15 protein-coding genes are annotated in these 16,190 nt (G+C 60.8%); 7 read left to right on the forward strand and 8 right to left on the reverse strand.

Going from position 1 to position 16,190, the window contains the following annotated elements; all coding sequences use genetic code 11:
* Positions 1 to 2: 2 nt before the first annotated feature.
* Positions 3 to 692, reverse strand: a complete 690-nt coding sequence (locus NDJ82_RS04360; protein ID WP_256674407.1) for a fimbria/pilus chaperone family protein — start codon at positions 690 to 692, stop codon at positions 3 to 5.
* 123 nt (positions 693 to 815) lie between these two features.
* On the reverse strand, positions 816 to 1,472 hold the full coding sequence (locus NDJ82_RS04365; protein WP_099585952.1) for a DUF1120 domain-containing protein: 657 nt from the start codon (positions 1,470 to 1,472) through the stop codon (positions 816 to 818).
* A 446-nt stretch (positions 1,473 to 1,918) separates the two neighbouring features.
* On the opposite strand from NDJ82_RS04365, the gene ppx reads away from it, so the two are divergent.
* Positions 1,919 to 3,421: an exopolyphosphatase gene (ppx, locus tag NDJ82_RS04370; RefSeq protein WP_160385030.1), complete on the forward strand. Its 1,503-nt coding sequence runs from the start codon at positions 1,919 to 1,921 to the stop codon at positions 3,419 to 3,421.
* Between the two features lie 92 nt (positions 3,422 to 3,513).
* On the opposite strand, the gene ppk1 is transcribed toward ppx, so the two are convergent.
* Positions 3,514 to 5,736: a polyphosphate kinase 1 gene (ppk1, locus tag NDJ82_RS04375; RefSeq protein ID WP_250924992.1), complete on the reverse strand. Its 2,223-nt coding sequence runs from the start codon at positions 5,734 to 5,736 to the stop codon at positions 3,514 to 3,516.
* A gap of 18 nt (positions 5,737 to 5,754) precedes the next feature.
* Positions 5,755 to 6,768 carry a porphobilinogen synthase gene (gene hemB, locus NDJ82_RS04380; RefSeq protein WP_099585955.1) on the reverse strand — a complete coding sequence of 338 codons (1,014 nt, stop codon included), beginning with the start codon at positions 6,766 to 6,768 and terminating at the stop codon, positions 5,755 to 5,757.
* 207 nt (positions 6,769 to 6,975) lie between these two features.
* Between hemB and NDJ82_RS04385 the strand changes: the two genes are divergently transcribed.
* Positions 6,976 to 7,611 (forward strand): DedA family protein, encoded by a 636-nt coding sequence (locus tag NDJ82_RS04385; RefSeq protein ID WP_099585956.1) that lies wholly within the window; start codon positions 6,976 to 6,978, stop codon positions 7,609 to 7,611.
* Here the strand turns inward: NDJ82_RS04385 and NDJ82_RS04390 are convergent.
* Positions 7,592 to 8,827 (reverse strand): sterol desaturase family protein, encoded by a 1,236-nt coding sequence (locus tag NDJ82_RS04390; protein WP_250924993.1) that lies wholly within the window; start codon positions 8,825 to 8,827, stop codon positions 7,592 to 7,594. The genes NDJ82_RS04385 and NDJ82_RS04390 overlap by 20 nt on opposite strands.
* A 116-nt stretch (positions 8,828 to 8,943) precedes the next feature.
* On the opposite strand from NDJ82_RS04390, the gene elbB reads away from it, so the two are divergent.
* The gene (gene elbB, locus NDJ82_RS04395) at positions 8,944 to 9,609 is read left to right on the forward strand and encodes an isoprenoid biosynthesis glyoxalase ElbB (RefSeq protein WP_250924994.1); all 666 of its coding nucleotides are present in this window, start codon (positions 8,944 to 8,946) and stop codon (positions 9,607 to 9,609) included.
* 70 nt (positions 9,610 to 9,679) lie between these two features.
* On the opposite strand, the gene NDJ82_RS04400 is transcribed toward elbB, so the two are convergent.
* Both NDJ82_RS04400 and NDJ82_RS04405 read right to left on the reverse strand, forming a co-directional pair.
* Entirely contained in the window at positions 9,680 to 10,135 is a 456-nt protein-coding gene (locus NDJ82_RS04400; RefSeq protein ID WP_099585959.1) for a YaiI/YqxD family protein, read from the reverse strand.
* Between the two features lie 2 nt (positions 10,136 to 10,137).
* Positions 10,138 to 12,033 carry an FTR1 family protein gene (locus tag NDJ82_RS04405; protein ID WP_250924995.1) on the reverse strand — a complete coding sequence of 632 codons (1,896 nt, stop codon included), beginning with the start codon at positions 12,031 to 12,033 and terminating at the stop codon, positions 10,138 to 10,140.
* A 266-nt stretch (positions 12,034 to 12,299) separates the two neighbouring features.
* On the opposite strand from NDJ82_RS04405, the gene NDJ82_RS04410 reads away from it, so the two are divergent.
* Genes NDJ82_RS04410 through NDJ82_RS04425 form a run of 4 tightly spaced genes read left to right on the forward strand, consistent with a single transcriptional unit; the run spans position 12,300 to position 15,440 of the window.
* Positions 12,300 to 13,697: a COG3014 family protein gene (locus NDJ82_RS04410; protein WP_250924996.1), complete on the forward strand. Its 1,398-nt coding sequence runs from the start codon at positions 12,300 to 12,302 to the stop codon at positions 13,695 to 13,697.
* Positions 13,698 to 13,707: 10 nt separating this feature from the next.
* The gene (locus NDJ82_RS04415; RefSeq protein ID WP_191958826.1) at positions 13,708 to 14,079 is read left to right on the forward strand and encodes a YcfL family putative periplasmic lipoprotein; all 372 of its coding nucleotides are present in this window, start codon (positions 13,708 to 13,710) and stop codon (positions 14,077 to 14,079) included.
* A gap of 29 nt (positions 14,080 to 14,108) precedes the next feature.
* Positions 14,109 to 14,696 carry a penicillin-binding protein activator LpoB gene (gene lpoB / locus NDJ82_RS04420; RefSeq protein ID WP_099585963.1) on the forward strand — a complete coding sequence of 196 codons (588 nt, stop codon included), beginning with the start codon at positions 14,109 to 14,111 and terminating at the stop codon, positions 14,694 to 14,696.
* A gap of 3 nt (positions 14,697 to 14,699) precedes the next feature.
* The gene (locus NDJ82_RS04425) at positions 14,700 to 15,440 is read left to right on the forward strand and encodes a penicillin-binding protein activator LpoB (protein ID WP_099585964.1); all 741 of its coding nucleotides are present in this window, start codon (positions 14,700 to 14,702) and stop codon (positions 15,438 to 15,440) included.
* Between the two features lie 80 nt (positions 15,441 to 15,520).
* Here NDJ82_RS04425 and NDJ82_RS04430 read toward each other — a convergent pair whose 3' ends face one another.
* On the reverse strand, positions 15,521 to 16,153 hold the full coding sequence (locus NDJ82_RS04430; protein WP_099585965.1) for a LysE family transporter: 633 nt from the start codon (positions 16,151 to 16,153) through the stop codon (positions 15,521 to 15,523).
* Positions 16,154 to 16,190 lie beyond the last annotated feature (37 nt).

Genomic DNA, 16,190 nt, shown 5'->3' on the forward strand with positions numbered 1-16,190 from the left:
GATCAATCCCCATTGGCATTGATCGGGGCGCGGTAGTTGTCCGCCGCAAACCCGTAGACCGTGGCCGGCTGGATATTGACGGCAGTCACACCCGCCAACGGCCCATCAACGCTCAACGCCAGCGCTTCCCCCGGCAATAGATAGGTGCGCGGCAGCGTTGCAACGATTTGTTGAGGCAGCAACTGCACCTCCGGCGCCAGGCGCACCACGTAAGCGCTGTCGTTATGCACCGTTAGGCGCTCCCCCACCTGCTTCCACTTCAGCAGCTCCCAAGGGGTGTGATGCAGAGGTAAACCTCGTGGGTGCAGGATCAGCGGCAAGTTCTGTCGCAGGGTGATGCCGATGGTCGTACCGCCAGGGGCTTTAGCCTGGGGAATGCCCTCGAAGGAAACGCGTTTCAACCGCTGGGTCTTCAAGGGCTCTTTCAACGTGCTGATGAAACGCACCAACTGGGTTTCACCTGCCTCTACGCGCGTAATGGGCGGCGTCACAATCAGCAGCGGCTCCACGTCCTCGGGCACGTTCTCGACGACAGAATGAAGCAGCGCCGGTGCCGCATCGGTATTCTTGATGTTTATGGTGGCTTCGCCCTGCTCTTCATAGAGCACAACCAGGGTAGTTTCCGGCAACATGCCGTCCGCCATTGCAAAACTTGCGAAATACAAACACACACTTGCACACAGCAACCGCACATTACTTATTGCTGAAAAACTAAGCACTCAGTACTCCCCGCAACATTTAAGTTGACGATTGACGCCCACATAAAAACAGCCGACAAGAAACATAGGGTTTCAGGCCGGCTGTAGTTCAGTCGCTTAGATGTAATTCAACTCAAGCGTTGCACGCCCATCAAGGGTAATGTCACGGCTCAGGTCCAGATCCTGACCTTTGTTGATCACCGCCCTCACAGCAATAGTTCCGGTCAACTGAGTGATCATGGCGGGAACCGCGGTTGTACTGCTGCGCCACGAATGTTGACTAGGCGACTGGGCAACTTTGCCGTCGCTGTTCTGCCACGCGCCGGTGCTCACACGTACGATGGGACTGAGCACTGTGGACGACGACCGGAGGTCCTTGAGGGTAACCGCAAAGCCGCCGGTCCTGCGGCCAGAGGCGCTCCCCAAGCCGTAGTTATGAGCCTCGGTATAACCTGCCCCCAGTGCATTGAGGATGCCTGGCACTTTGCTGCCAGCCTGCAGGTCGACAAACTTCAGCCCGAACTGAGCAGCCGTGGTGCCACAGTTGATACTCAGGGGAGTGGTCATTTCCGCGAGCGGGTTGAACGCCGTCGGAAGCAGTTTGCCCGAGGGGATGGTGCCGTAGTTGATAATGCCGCCACCGGTCATGCTGAGGTTGCAGGCGGCAGGTTTGATCGTACCCCTGACGATCAGTTCTGCACTGGTGGATGCCTGAGCGTTAAAGGCCGCAGCCAGATAAGCAATACCAAGAGTCAATCCAACAATTTTCTTCATATTCGACCTGTCACTGAAAGTTTTCAGGCGTATTTATTTTTGCCTTGAATTCAAACCATAAATAAATAACACCACGGCAAAATTGCCGAGTGACAGTCTGTCTCTTTGGCACTTACCTAAAGAATAAGACAACCCTTTAATTGGTGTCGGAGCGATAAAAATAAACTGTCGTCCGTGCCTGCCCCATCAGTAGGCTTGAGCAAAATAATGAATAGAACTCTGACTCACAGGCTGTAGGCCAAATCAAAGCTAAGCGTAAAAGGCCCCTAAGTTAAAATCCCCTACAGTGGCTCGCGCACTTGCGAGCAGCAGCTTAAGACGACAGCCTACACTTCCTACAAACAACACCTACAGACGTCGCCGGCGACATTCCCGAAGCACAACGCGTTGGCGTCAGCGGTCGATCGTGGCACGATGGTCAGGTTATCGACCGAGACCCCCAAACCATGCCGCAATCCCAAGCCAAGAATCTGTCCCTGATCGCCGCCATCGACCTGGGCTCGAACAGCTTTCACATGGTCGTGGCCAAGGCCCAGAACGGCGAAATCCGCATCCTTGAGCGGCTCGGAGAGAAAGTGCAACTGGCTGCCGGGATCGACGACGCGCGCCAGCTCAATGAAGAATCCATGCAACGCGGGCTCGATTGCCTCAAGCGTTTTGCCCAACTGATCAACGGCATGCCCCTGGGCGCGGTGCGGATCGTCGGCACCAACGCCCTGCGCGAAGCGCGCAACCGTGGCGAATTCATCCGCCGCGCCGAGGAAATCCTCGGGCACCCGGTAGAAGTCATCTCCGGTCGTGAAGAGGCGCGCCTGATCTACCTCGGCGTGTCCCACACCCTGGCCGACACCCCCGGCAAGCGCCTGGTGGCGGACATCGGCGGCGGCAGCACCGAGTTCATCATCGGCCAGCGTTTCGAACCACTGCTGCGCGAAAGCCTGCAGATGGGTTGCGTCAGCTATACCCAGCGCTATTTCAAGGACGGCAAGATCACCCCGGCGCGCTACGCCCAGGCCTACACCGCAGCGCGGCTGGAGATCATGAGCATCGAGCACGCCCTGCACCGCCTGACCTGGGATGAAGCCATCGGCTCATCCGGCACCATCCGGGCCATCGGCCTGGCCCTCAAGGCCGGTGGCCATGGCACGGGCGAGGTCAACGCCGAAGGCCTGGCCTGGCTCAAGCGCAAGCTGTTCAAACTCGGGGATGCGGAGAAAATCGACTTCGACGGCATCAAGCCCGACCGCCGCACCATTTTCCCGGCCGGCCTGGCGATTCTCGAAGCCATCTTCGACGCCCTTGAACTGCAACGCATGGACCACTGCGACGGTGCCCTGCGTGAAGGCGTGCTCTACGACCTGCTGGGCCGCCATCACCACGAAGACGTGCGTGAACGCACCCTCAGCTCGCTGATGGAGCGCTATCACGTTGACCTGGAACAAGCGGCACGTGTAGAGCGCAAAGCCCTGCATGCCTTCGACCAAGTGGCCGAGGATTGGGACCTGGAAGACGGTGTATGGCGTGAGCTGCTGGGCTGGGCCGCCAAGGTGCATGAAGTGGGCCTGGATATCGCCCACTACCATTACCACAAGCACGGCGCCTACCTGATCGAGCACTCCGACCTGGCCGGTTTTTCCCGGGAAGACCAGCAGATGCTTGCGCTGCTGGTACGCGGCCATCGCCGAAACATCCCCAAGGATAAATTCGCCGAGTTCGGTGATGAAGGCATCAAGCTGATCCGCCTGTGCGTGCTGCTGCGCTTCGCGATCCTGTTCCACCACATCCGTGGCACCCAGGAAATGCCCCAGGTCAAACTGCGTGCCGATGGCGACAGCCTGGAAGTGATGTTCCCCAAAGGCTGGCTGGATGAAAACCAGCTGACCCAGGCGGACTTTGCCCAGGAAGCGGAGTGGCTGACGCGGGTGGGGTTCAGCCTGAACCTGCGCTGACTCGATCCAAAGAACACCGCAAAAACAAATGTGGGAGGGGGCAAGTCGAATCGTCGCACCGCCCCTCCCACATTTTCAGACCTTATTGCGTGTCAGTTCACCGCAAGAATCGGGCTGCCCAACTTCTCCAGCAACGTCGCCTGCGCGCTGCGCGGGTTCTGGTTGCCGGTTGGCGTGTTGCGCACGTAACGCCCGTCCGACTGCAGGCTCCAGCTGTGGGTATTGTCGGTCAGGTAGCTTTCCAGCTCCTTCTTCACTCGCATGATTAGCTTCTTGCCTTCCACCGGGAAGCAGGTCTCAACACGCTTGTCGAGGTTGCGCTCCATCCAGTCGGCACTGGAGAGGAACATCTGCTCTTCGCCGCCGTTGAGGAAGTAGAAGACCCTCGTGTGCTCCAGGAAGCGGCCGATGATCGAGCGCACATGGATGTTGTGCGACACCCCGACAATACCCGGACGCAGGCAGCACATGCCACGCACCACCAGGTCGATGCGCACGCCGGACTGGCTGGCCTTGTACAGCGCGCGGATGATCTTCGGATCGGTCAGCGAGTTGAACTTGGCAATGATGTGCGCCGGTTTGCCATCGAGGGCGAACTGGGTCTCGCGGGCAATCATGTCGAGCATGCCCTTCTTGAGGGTGAACGGCGCGTGCAGCAGCTTCTTCATGCGCAATGTCTTGCCCATGCCGATCAACTGGCTGAACAACTTGCCGACGTCTTCACACAAGGCGTCGTCGGAGGTCAGCAGGCTGTAGTCGGTGTAGAGCTTGGCGTTGCCGGCGTGGTAGTTGCCGGTGCCCAAGTGGGCGTAACGCACAATTTCGCCGGCTTCGCGGCGCAGGATCAGCATCATCTTGGCGTGGGTCTTGAAGCCCACTACGCCGTAGATCACCACCGCGCCGGCCGCTTGCAGACGGCTGGCCAGTTGCAGGTTGGATTCTTCGTCAAACCGCGCACGCAATTCGATCACCGCCGTGACTTCCTTGCCGTTACGCGCGGCGTCCACCAGCGCATCGACGATTTCCGAGTTGGCACCCGAGCGATACAGGGTCTGGCGTACGGCCAGGACGTGTGGGTCCTTGGCGGCCTGGCGCAGCAGGTCGACCACCGGGGTGAAGGACTCGAACGGGTGCAGCAGCAGGATGTCCTGCTTGCTCACGACGCTGAAGATGTTCTCGCTGTTTTGCAGCAGTTTCGGAATCTGCGGAGTGAACGGCGTGTATTGCAGCTCCGGATGGCTGTCCAGGCCAGTGATGCTGAACAGGCGCGTCAGGTTCACCGGGCCGTTGACCTGGTACAACTCGGTCTCGCTGAGGTTGAACTGCTTGAGCAGGTAGTCCGACAGGTGTTTGGGGCAGGTGTCGGCCACTTCCAGGCGCACTGCATCGCCGTAGCGCCGCGAGAACAGCTCACCGCGCAGGGCACGGGCCAAGTCTTCGACGTCTTCGGAGTCCAGCGCCAGGTCGGCGTTACGGGTCAGGCGGAACTGGTAGCAGCCCTTGACCTTCATGCCTTGGAACAGGTCATCGGCGTGGGCGTGGATCATCGACGAGAGGAATACATAGTTGTCGCCAGCGCCCCCCACCTCTTCCGGTACCTTGATGATCCGTGGCAACAGGCGCGGGGCCGGGATGATCGCCAGGCCGGAATCGCGACCGAAGGCGTCGATACCTTCCAGCTCGACGATAAAGTTGAGGCTTTTGTTCACCAGCAACGGGAACGGGTGCGTCGGGTCGAGGCCGATAGGAGTGATGATCGGCGCGATCTCGTCGCGGAAATAGCGGCGCACCCACGTCTTGATCTTGGTGGTCCAGTGACGGCGGCGGATGAAGCGAACCTGATGTTTTTCCAGCTCCGGCAGCAAAATATCGTTGAGGATCGCGTATTGGCGGTCCACATGGCCGTGCACCAGCTCGCTGATGCGCGCCAGTGCCTGGTGCGGTTGCAGTCCGTCGGCACCGGCTTGTTCACGGGCGAAAGTGATCTGCTTTTTGAGGCCGGCGACGCGGATCTCGAAGAACTCGTCCAGGTTGCTGGAGAAAATCAGCAGGAATTTCAGGCGCTCCAGCAACGGGTAGGACTCATCCAGCACCTGTTCCAGCACGCGGATGTTGAATTGCAGTTGCGACAGCTCGCGATGGATATACAGGCTGCTGTCATCCAGGTTGGTCACCAGGGGCACCGGCGCCGGCGCTGGCACTTCGGCCACCACGGCAGGCGGGGCCGGCTCCAGCTCGGGAGGTGTCTCGGTGACTTGTTCAACCACCGGGTGAGCGTCTTTTACTGCAACTTCGGAGAGTCCTTCGGTATTCATCGAATGTTCCTGTGAGGGCTATTGTTGCTCTCTAAGCAATTGGGCGGCGCGGGCGGCAAAGTAGGTCAGAATGCCATCAGCCCCCGCGCGTTTAAAGGCCGTCAGGGATTCCAGAATCACCCCTTCACTCAACCATCCGTTCTGTATTGCAGCCATGTGCATCGCGTATTCGCCGCTGACCTGATAGACAAAGGTCGGCACCTTGAATTCATCTTTGACCCGCCAAAGGATGTCCAGGTACGGCATCCCCGGCTTGACCATCACCATGTCGGCGCCTTCGGCCAGATCGGCCGCCACTTCGTGCAAGGCTTCATGGCTGTTGGCCGGGTCCATCTGGTACGAGGCCTTATTGGCCTTGCCCAGATTCAGCGCCGAGCCCACCGCATCGCGGAACGGGCCGTAGTAGGCGCTTGCGTACTTGGCCGAGTACGCCATGATTCGCACATTGACGTGGCCGGCCAGCTCCAGGGCTTCGCGAATCGCCTGGATACGTCCGTCCATCATGTCCGACGGTGCAACCACCTGGGCGCCTGCCGCAGCGTGGGACAAGGCCTGCTTGACCAACGCATCGACGGTGATGTCGTTCTGAACATAACCCTCTTCGTCCAGAATGCCATCCTGGCCGTGGGTGGTGAACGGGTCCAACGCCACGTCGGTGATCACGCCCAGCTCGGGGAAACGCTCGCGCAGGGCGCGGGTAGCGCGCTGGGCAATCCCGTCCGGGTTCCAGGCTTCGGCAGCGTCGAGGGACTTGAGTTCGGCCGGCGTGACCGGGAACAGCGCCAACGCCGGAATCCCCAATTCGACCCAACCCGCCGCCTCTTCAAGCAACAGGTCAATAGTCAGGCGCTCCACCCCCGGCATCGACGCCACCGCTTCCCGACGATTTTCGCCGTCGAGCACAAACACCGGCAGGATCAGATCATTCGTCGTCAGGACGTTTTCACGAACCAGACGGCGTGAAAAATCATCACGGCGATTGCGACGCAGACGAGTGGCGGGGAACAGGCGATTGGCAGGGGTAAAGCTCACGACAGACTCCTGAGCCCGGGTTTACGGGCGAGCGTTGCAGTTATAAGCGGCCATTATGACGAAGGTATGACAGTTGTGCTTATCGATGCGACCTGTAGTCGCATTCGTCGTTTATGTAGGAATTGTTCACTTCGTGACACATCTCGATACTTTCATGAATGTTCACGAAGGCGTAGGCTGCGCGTTCATTTCGCCAGCACCCAGACCATGCTTCAACAATTTCTGCATGACTTCGGCTACTTTGCCCTCTTCCTCGGGACCTTCTTTGAAGGCGAGACCATTCTGGTGCTCGCAGGCTTCCTGGCGTTCCGTGGCTACATGGATATCAACCTGGTGGTGGTCGTTGCCTTCTTTGGCAGCTACGCCGGCGACCAGCTCTGGTATTACATGGGGCGCAAGCACGGCCGCAAGCTGCTGGCACGCAAACCGCGCTGGCAATTGATGGGCGACAAGGCGCTGGAACATATCCGCAAACACCCGGATATCTGGGTGCTGAGCTTTCGCTTCGTCTATGGATTGCGCACAGTGATGCCGGTGGCGATTGGCCTGTCAGGCTACCCGCCACTGCGCTACCTGATCCTCAACGGGATTGGTGCTGCCATCTGGGCCGCGGCCTTGGGTGCGGCGGCTTACCACTTCGGCGCGGTGCTGGAAGGCATGCTCGGCAGCGTCAAAAAGTACGAATTGTGGGTCCTCGGCGCATTGTTGCTGCTGGGCTTTGCCCTGTGGCTGCGCCGCCGCTTCAAGAACGCCCGCATTGCCCGCCAGGCCTGTGCCGACGCCAAGGCCAGGCTCGCAGCCGAGCCGGCCTCGGTCGAAGCGCCTAAGACACCAGTCGAGTAAGCCGGCTTCTACAGCAGTAGAGGCCGATCACGCTGAGCAGGCTGTAACTCAACAGCCCCAGCCAGCCAAGGTGGCTGGCCGGCCACAGCCCGACCTGCGGCGCCAGCCACACCAGCGGCACATTCAGCGCCAGGCGCGCCAGCTCGGCCTTCAAGGCCCACGGGCGATTCTCCAGGGCCACGCCCAAAGTAAACAACCCCAGCGCCATCCCACTCCAGCCCAAGACCAACGCTGCCGTGGGCAAACCCTCGCCGACATTCATCAAATAGCTGCCAAACCCCACATATGCCGCAAACTGCAGGGCGATGTACACCTGTTGGCGCACGTCCAGCGGCACTTCGAATTTTCGGAACTGGCTCAAGTCGGGCTTGGCCAGGGGGTATTTGGCCTGCACGTCCGCCGGACGCCAGCCGGTGCGCATGAACCAGATGCGCAGCTTGTCCCACTTGCTCTCGGTACGCCGTGCATCGCTCCACAGCTGCGCATAGAACTGCAGGTTGGCCCACAGCGGGTTCCAACTGGCCAGGGGCGTGGTCACGCCGAAAACCACCGGTTCGTTGTCGTCTTCTTGCTGGAAGGTGCCGAACAGCCGGTCCCAAAAAATGAACACCCCGCCATAGTTGCGATCCATGTAGAGAGCGTTCTGTGCATGGTGGGCCCGATGATTGGACGGCGTGACGAAGCACCACTCGAACCAGCCGAGCTTGGGCACATGGCGGGTGTGCACCCAGAATTGATAGAGCAGGTTGAGGGACGCCACGCTGATGAACACTACCAGCGGCACGCCGAGCACGGCCAGAGGCAGGTAGAAGACCCAGCTCAACAGGAAACCCGTGCTGGTCTGGCGCAGGGCGGTGCTGAGGTTGTAGTCCTCGCTCTGGTGGTGCACCGAGTGCGCGGCCCACAGGATATTGCGCTCGTGGCCCATGCGATGCAGCCAGTAGTAGCAGAAGTCGTAGAGCACAAAGGCGAAGACCCAGGTCCAGACGCTCTGGGTCGGCAGCTCGATCACGGCCAGGTGCTTGAGGGCGAATGCGTAGGTCAACAGCCCTACGCCCTTGGTCAACAGCCCGGTAGTGGTGGACAGCACGCCGGTGCTGAGGCTGTTGATGGCGTCCGCCACCCGGTAGTTGCGCTGACCGCGCCAACGGTCGGCGAGCAGCTCCACTACGATCAAGGCAATGAAAAACGGTACCGCGTAAGGCACGAAGTCCATGGGCTAGTCCGGTCTATTTTTGTTACATCAAGATTAGGTGCAGAGGCGTGAGATCCCATTGGCAACAGGTTACAAATTAGTAGACATTTAACGCCAGGACTCCAGGAGAAATGCCCATGAGCAAAAAGATTGCAGTGATCCTTTCCGGCTGCGGCGTGTATGACGGCGCAGAGATCCAAGAAAGCGTGATCACCTTGCTGCGCCTGGACCAGCGCGGCGCTCAGGTCCAATGCTTTGCCCCCGACATGCCACAGTTGCACGTGATCAACCACCTCACCGGCGAAGAAATACCCGAGTCGCGCAATGTGCTGGTGGAATCGGCGCGCATTGCCCGAGGCGAGGTGAAAGACATCAAAGAGGCCAATGCCGAAGACTTCGATGCGCTGATCGTGCCCGGCGGGTTTGGCGCGGCCAAGAACCTGTCGGATTTTGCGGTGAAAGGCGCCGAGTGCAGCGTCAATCCACAGGTGTTGGCACTGGCCGAAGCCTTTGCCGAGGCCGGCAAGCCGGTGGGGCTGATCTGTATTTCACCGGCCCTGGCTGCCAAGATCTACGGCCCCGGAGTGACCTGCACCATTGGCAACTGTGCCGACACTGCCGCCGCACTGGACAAGATGGGCGCCATCCACAAGGAGTGCGCGGTTGAAGACATCGTCGAAGACAAGGCGCGCAAGCTGGTGAGCACGCCGGCTTACATGCTCGGCAAGAGCATCAGTGAAGTGGCCTCGGGCATCAACAAACTGGTGGATCGGGTGCTGGAGCTGACCCACGAAAACGACTGACCCGCTCACAAAGCACTCAATTGTGGTGAGCGGGCTTTCCCGCGCGAGGCAAGCTCGCTCACCATAGGAGTCAGGCCGGGCGCATCAACTTAGTGAGGATGCGGTCCAGGGCATTGGCGAACGCCTGCTTATCCTTCTCACTATGGGCCGGTGGCCCGCCGCCCATCTGGCCTTGCTCACGCAGATCGGTGAACAGGTTACGCACCGCCAGGCGCTCACTCATGTTCGCGGGGCTGAACTCCTTGCCCCGTGGGTCAAGCGCCGTGACGCCCTTCTTGACCAGGCGATCGGCCAACGGCACATCGCTGCAGATCACCAGTTCGCCGGGCACGGCGTGTTCCACCAGGTAATCATCCGCCGCGTCCGGGCCGCTGGGCACCACAATCAGCTTCACACAGGCAAAGCTCGGCTTGATCTGACTCTGCCCGGCCACCAGCACCACCTCGAACTGGCGCTTGAGGGCAAACTTGACCACCTGGTCCTTGGCCGCCCGAGGGCAGGCGTCGGCGTCGATCCATACCCGCATGATCAAGCCGCCACGCGGCGTTTTTCGGCCAAACGGCTGCGGCCATACAGCACCACAATCGCCAGGATCGCCAACGCCTGCGCGCTCAACGAATAGGCGTCGGCGTGGATGCCCAGCCAGTCGAAGTCAAAGAACGCCACCGGCCGCGTGCCGAAGATGCCGGCTTCCTGCAACGCCTTGACGCCATGCCCGGCGAAGACCACCGACAGTGCGCACAACAGCGCTGCGTTGATGCCGAAGAACAGCGCCAGCGGCAACCTTGCCGAACCGCGCAGGATCACCCAGGCCAGGCCCACCAGCAGCACCAGCGCCGTGGCACCGCCCGCCAGCACAGCGTTGTGCCCGGCCGGCCCGGCTTGCAGCCACAGGGTTTCGTAGAACAGGATCACTTCGAACAACTCGCGGTATACCGAGAAAAACGCCAGCACGGCGAAACCGAAACGCCCACCACCGCCCACCAGGCTGCTCTTGATGTAGTCCTGCCACGCCGCTGCATGGCGGCGGTCGTGCATCCACACGCCCAGCCACAGCACCATGACACTGGCGAACAGGGCCGTGCAGCCTTCAAGCAATTCGCGCTGGGCGCCGCTCACATCAATCACGTACGCCGCCAAGGCCCAGGTGGCCAAGCCCGCCAGCAGCGCCAGGCCCCAGCCGACGTTAACGCTGCGCACCGCCGATTGCTGGCCGGTGTTACGCAGGAAGGCGAGGATCGCCGCCAGCACCAGAATCGCTTCCAGGCCTTCGCGCAGCAGAATCAGCAGACCCGAGATGTAGCTCAACGACCAACTCAAGCCGTCGCTGCCCAACAACCCGGCGGATTCGGTGAGTTTGCCTTTGGCGACGTCCAGGCGCTGCTGCACCTGCTCAAGCGGCAAGCCGTCCTGCAGCGACTGCCGATAGGCCATCAGGGCCTTCTCGGTGTCCTTGCGCACGTTGGCGTCGACGTTGTCCAGGGAGCTTTCCACCAGCTCGAAGCCTTCCAGATAAGCCGCTACGGACAGGTCGTAGGCTTGTTCGTGGTCGCCATTACGGAATGCGGCGAGGCTCTTGTCCAACGTCGTCGCGGTGTAGTCGAGCAACTGCGCCGGGCCACGCTTGACCTGCGGCGGCTGCGCCCGCTGGGCGCGGAAGGTGGCGGCAGCGGCCGGGCCGTTGGCGGCCAACACTTCGTTGGGGGTTTGGCGTGCCAGATCGGCGAGGTTGAAGGGCTGCTCACTTTTTGCCGCCGTGGGGTCAGCGGTGAAGCCGGCGATGTAAGTGGCCAGGTCCCAGCGCTGACGGTCGTCCAACTGGTCGGCGAAGGACGGCATATCGGTGCCTTCGACGCCCAGGCCCAGGGTGTTGTAAATCGCGTAGAGGCTCAGGCGATCCAGCCGCGTGGCATCCCTCAGGTTGGCAGGCGGCGGCGTCATGCCCACGCTCGCCGGGCCATCACCCGCGCCGGCCGTGCCGTGGCATACCGAGCAATGCTGGGCATAGAGCGGTGCGCCGCGTGTCGGGTCCGGCGTGATGACCGGGGCCTGGCTGACTTCATACGCCACAGCCAGCTTCGCGCCCAACTGACGGGCCTGACGAGCGACAATCGCGCCGTCCTCGTGCGCTTTGACGGCTGACAGTAACTCATCAACACCCTTGACCAACTCGGCGCGCTCAGGCTTTTGCGGCAAGTCCGCCACCAGCCCCTGCAACACCCCGAGAAACTCCACCTGCTCGCGGTATTCCGAATCATCCACCACCTTGCCCGCCTCCACCGTCGGCGGGTAGTCAGCGCCAATGTAGTCCAGTAAATGCAGGGCTTGTGGCGCGCCTTCGGCAGTCGCGGCCAACAGGTTAAAGCTGCACGACATCAACGCCGGCAACAACAGCCAGGCGAGAAAACGGAAGGGGGCAGTCATGAATGAATCTCAAAGGGAAATACGAAGTAACACATTGTTAGGGCTTCAGGGGTTTGACTCAAGCCGTAAGTGATCTGGCGTGGTTAAGCACGACGACTTTAACGCGAAGTGGTGGCATTTTTGTGGGTGGCATCACGGCAAAAAGCCATTGTTTTGCCAGTAACGGCGCCTATAATGCCGCGCCCTGTTAGTGCGAAAGGGAATTTCATTCCTCGCTTTTATGAGGAATTACCACACCGGCTGACTACTTTCAGGGAAGAAGTTGCATGGCACTTCGCGCCTTACCTCCGCTCGCGCTCGTGGCGGTCACCTTGCTCTCCGGCTGTTCGATGTTCCGCAGCTACGACTCCGAGCTGCAAGCCACCAACCAGCAACTGGCCAGTGGCAATGTCGACAGCGCCTTGACCCTGCTGGAAAAGAACAACACTGGCGAAGACAAGGACCTTCTGTATTACTTCGAGAAAGGCGAGTTGCTGCGAGCCAAGGGCGACCTGACCGGTAGCCAGACCGCCTGGCGCAGGGCCGACCTGCAAGTCTACACGTGGGAAGAGTCGGTCAAGTTCGACAGCGCACGGTACCTTTCCCAGTTCGGCAGCTTGCTGGCCAACGACAAAGTGCGTCGCTACGAAGGCTACGATTACGAAAAAGTCATGCTGACCACCCAGATGGCCCTGAACCTGCTGGCCCTGAATGACTTCGACGGTGCGCGCACCGAAATCAAGAAAACCCACGAACGCGAAGCCGTGATCGCCGACCTGCGCGACAAGCAATACCTCAAGCGCGAGGATGATGCCGAGCGCGAAGGTGTGACCACCCAGATGAAAGACCTGAGCGGTTACCCGGTGGAAGCCCTCAACGCGCCGGAAGTGGTCGGCCTGAAAAACAGCTACCAGAGCGCCTTCAGCCATTACCTGGCCGGTTTCGTCTACGAAGCCCTGGGTGAAAAAGACCTGGCCGCGCCTGGTTATCGCAAGGCTGCGGAGCTGCGCCCTGACACCCCGCTGCTGGAAAAGGCCCTGCTGGATCTCGACAAGTCCAAGGTCGGCGCCGATGAAACCGACGTGCTGATCGTGGTCCAGAGCGGCCTGGCGCCGGCCCGCGATTCGATCCGCCTGCCGCTGCCAATCCCGATCAACGGCAACCTGGTGATCACCCCGCTGTCTTTCCCGGTGATCAAGGCCGACCGCTCCACCGCGACCTTCACCCAGATTGGCGTCGACGGCCAGCAACAGAACCTCACGGCCCTCAATAGCACCACAGCCATGTCGCGCCGAGCCCTGCGCGATGACATGCCCGGCATCATCCTGCGCACCACCGTACGTGCGGTCACCCGTGGCGTGGCACAAAACAACCTGAACAGGACCAATCCCATGGCGGGCCTGGTGCTGGGCATCGCCTCGGCCGTGACCGAAGGCGCCGACACCCGCACCTGGCGCACCCTGCCGGACATGACCCAAGTCACCCGCCTGCGCCTCAAGCACGGCGAGCATCAGGTCAGCCTGCCCAACGCCCTGGGCGGCACGCGAGTGATGGTCAAGGCCGACCAGCGCTACCAGGTCATCACCCTGCGCGTGGTCGGTAACCAGGTGTTTGCCGGCGGTCTTGCGGCGCATGTGGTACCGAGCACGCCGCCCCAGGCCATCGCCACCCTCAAACAACCTTAAGGAGCACGCTATGCGTCGTTTCATCCTCGGCGCCCTGGCGCTGATCCTGCTCGCCGGCTGCGCCACCCCGCCGCCGCCGGAACCCGGCAGTGCCGCGAGCAAAATCGTGGTGATGGGCAAGTTCAAGGGCATCGCCGTCGGCGCCATTCGCGTCGCCCGCGAGAACGGCTTTCTCACCGCCAAGGTGCAGTTGAGCAATATCACCAGCAGTAACCAGACCCTGTATTACCGCTTCGCCTGGCTGGGTGCCGACGGTTTCCCAGTGGGCGATGAAGACACTTGGAAGGTGCTGAACCTTTACGCCAATCAGGCCACCTTCCTGCCGGCCATCGCCAATCTGCCCCAGGCAGCGGACTTTCGCCTCGAAGTCAAAACCCCTTGAGCCGTCCACCCTTCTTGAGAGATTTTTCCATGTTTGCACGCGTTTCGATGCTCGCCGTGGTGGCCGTCCTGGCCAGCGGTTGCTCCAATACTTCGCCCGTGTTGGGTAGCAAGAACATCAACTACGGCGATACCAAGGCCGTGGAAACGGTCACCAACGAGTTCGGTTCCACCGACCTGCAGATGATCGCCGAAAGCATGACCCGCTCCCTGGCCCAGTCCGGCATCCTGCAAGGCCGCCCGGTGGTGCAGGTGTATGACGTGAAGAACAAGACCAGCGAGTACATCGACACCCGCGAGATCACCACGTCGATCAAGACCCAACTGATGAAGACCGGTACCGCGCGCTTCGCCAGCGACAACACCGACATGCAAAGCCAGGTCGACCAGCTGAAACTGCAGAACCAGAGCGGCCTGTACAAGAAGTCCACCGTGAGCAAGACCGGCAACATGATCGCGGCCAAGTACCGGCTGGAAGGCTCCATCAGTTCCATCGTCAAGCGCAGCGCGGACTACAAAGACGTGTTCTACAAGTTCAGCCTGCAACTGATCGACGTCGAGAGTGGTCTGGCCGAATGGATGGACGAAAAAGAAATCCGCAAGACCACGGAGCGCTAAGCAATGCGTGCATGGATCGGTTTGATCGGCCTGCTGTGCGCCTTCGGCGCGTCGGCCGCGCCGAAGATCGCGGTGACCGACCTGGCCTACGAGGCGCGGGTTGAGGAGTACATCCACCAGGTCTCGGCCAGTAACAATTTCCAAGCCAGCAGCTACCAGGCCAGCGGCGCGGCGAGCTACAGCGAGTACGAAAGCCGCAACAGCTACATCGAGCAGACCGAGCTGCGCAAATTCAGTGGCGACATCAAAGGCGAGATCCTCAAGTCCCGCCAGTTTCAACTGGTGCAGGGCACGCCTTACACCGCCGATGCCAAGGGCGACGTCTACGACGTGATCAAGCGCATCAAGGCCGGCCACTTCAAGGGCGCGGACTACGTGCTGTTCGGCACGCTGTCAGACATCGACTTCACCCAAGACATCAACGCGCTGGACCACACCAACAGCTACTCGGCGGTGCTGGGCCTGACGCTGGTGGCGGATTTCAGCCTGATCAACACGCGCACCTTTGAAATCACCTCGGCGTTTACCGCCATGGGCGAAGGCCAGGACACCAAACTGGTGAGCAGCCGTGACCAACGCATAAGCCTGAACCGGCCACGGGTGGTGAAGGAAGTGTCGAAGACGTTGGGTGAGGATGTGGCGCGGCAGTTGGCGGAGCAGTTGGGTGGCGGCTATCAAGCGCCTGGCCAGCCGGTGTTGCGTAATAACCTGCCAAGGGATGAAGCGCCGAAAATACTGCGCTGAGCCCAAGCTTCACAACCAACCACAAAATCAATGTGGGCGGGGGCTTGCCTCCTCCCACACTTTGATTGCGCTTCGTCAGCTCAAGCCGTTGCGCGATGCAGGCTGGCGAGGAAGCCCGCTGCCCCCACAAACAACCCCGCAAACGTGCGGTTCACACGCTTCTGCTGCTTCGGCGTGCGCAACAGGCGCAACACCTTGGACGCCAGCCCCGTGTACCCCGCCATCACAATCATATCGACGCTGATCATCGTCGCACCCAGGATCAGGTACTGGATCAGCAACGGTGCCTGCGGGTTCACGAACTGCGGCAGTACCGCCAGCATGAACACCAGGGCTTTCGGGTTGCTGGCGTTGACCAGAAAACCGCGGAACATCATCGCCATCGGTTTGCCGATCGCGCGTGGCGCGGCGTCATCGCTCATGTCCATTGGCAAGGCGCGCCATTGCTTGACGGCCAAGTACACCAGGTAGGCCACGCCGAACCATTTGATCGCATAAAACGCGGTGGACGACGCCGCCAGAATTGCACCCAGACCACCCGCCACCACGGCAATCTGCATCGCCAGGCCCAGTTGCAGGCCAATGGCGTTCCAGTAACCGCGCACAAAACCATATTGCAGGCCGCTGGACATCGAGGCGATGGCACCGGCGCCAGGGGAAAGGGAGATGATCCAACTGGCCAGGAAAAAGGCCAGCCACGTATCGAGTGCCATTGCACACCTCGGGAAGGAATTAGCGATTGTGTCTTAA

The organism is Pseudomonas sp. SR18, from assembly GCF_023701505.1.
Lineage (GTDB): Bacteria > Pseudomonadota > Gammaproteobacteria > Pseudomonadales > Pseudomonadaceae > Aquipseudomonas > Aquipseudomonas cyclaminis.